This is a genomic window from Vibrio sp. 2132-1, from assembly GCF_033344315.1.
In genome coordinates, this window is sequence record NZ_JAWPON010000071.1 from 1 (window position 1) to 1245 (window position 1245).

1 protein-coding gene and 1 tRNA gene are annotated in these 1245 nt (G+C 45.1%); both read left to right on the forward strand.

The genetic code is table 11. The features are described 5' to 3' along the window. The first annotated feature begins 144 nt into the window (after positions 1-144). Positions 145-218: transfer RNA gene (locus R8N47_RS23485), tRNA-Cys, on the forward strand. 334 nt (positions 219-552) lie between these two features. Beyond that, positions 553-1245, forward strand: a 693-nt coding sequence (locus tag R8N47_RS23490) for an alpha-amylase family glycosyl hydrolase (protein ID WP_318185890.1), incomplete at its 3' end; no start/stop codon positions are given.

Here is a 1245-nt window from a genome sequence, read left to right on the forward strand (position 1 = left end):
TGGTAGACACAAGGGATTTAAAATCCCTCGGCGTTCGCGCTGTGCCGGTTCAAGTCCGGCCCGGGGCACCATCAAAACGATGTATGGATTTCAGATTCAGTTTTAAAGCATCGTTCTCATGACAATGAGAAAACAATCAGGTAAGGCGCGTTGGCAGAGTGGCTATGCAGCGGATTGCAAATCCGTGGACCTCGGTTCGACTCCGGGACGCGCCTCCATTATTTCGAAAGCCAGTCTCTTATGACTGGCTTTTCTCGTTTCTAGTGCTCGCAAATCGCTTCTTCTCTTCTCTTCTCTTCGTTTTGTTTCATTCGTATCCGTATCACCAAACTCATTTGATCGTCATTCAATATTTTACACATGCTAATTATTGATTTTATAAATGTTAATCAACTCAATAATTGTATGGGTAGATTGGTGTTAATTTCTCTTCGATTGTAATCCGAACTTTCTGTCTTACAGACAATACGTTAGCAAGTTTTATGTGTTGCTATCGCAGCTGCCTGGTAGGTCAGAAAGCGGGTTTTAGTCCTTTAACGTGAGAGAAAAATAATGAAAACATTCAAATTAAAACGCACTTTTTTACCGCTAACCTTGCTGCTCAGTGCTCCTGCCTTTGCTGGGCAAAATGGCACCATGATGCAGTACTTTCATTGGTACGTACCTAATGATGGCGCATTATGGACGCAGGTTGAAAGCAATGCTCCAGCACTCGCTGAAAACGGTTTTACAGCGCTCTGGCTACCGCCAGCTTACAAAGGCGCGGGCGGCAGTAATGACGTCGGTTATGGCGTCTATGATATGTACGATTTAGGTGAGTTTGATCAAAAAGGCTCAGTACGAACCAAATACGGCACCAAGGCTCAGTACATCTCTGCAATCAATGCCGCGCACAACAACAATATCCAAATTTACGGCGACGTTGTGTTTAACCACCGAGGTGGCGCAGATGGGAAGTCGTGGGTCGATACCAAGCGTGTTGATTGGGACAACCGCAACATTGAGCTGGGCGACAAATGGATTGAAGCTTGGGTTGAGTTTAATTTTCCTGGCCGCAACGACAAATACTCGAACTTCCATTGGACTTGGTATCACTTTGACGGTGTTGACTGGGATGATGCCGGCAAAGAAAAAGCGATCTTTAAATTCAAAGGCGAAGGAAAAGCATGGGATTGGGAAGTCAGCTCTGAAAAAGGCAATTACGACTACCTAATGTACGCCGATTTAGACATGGATCACCCAGAA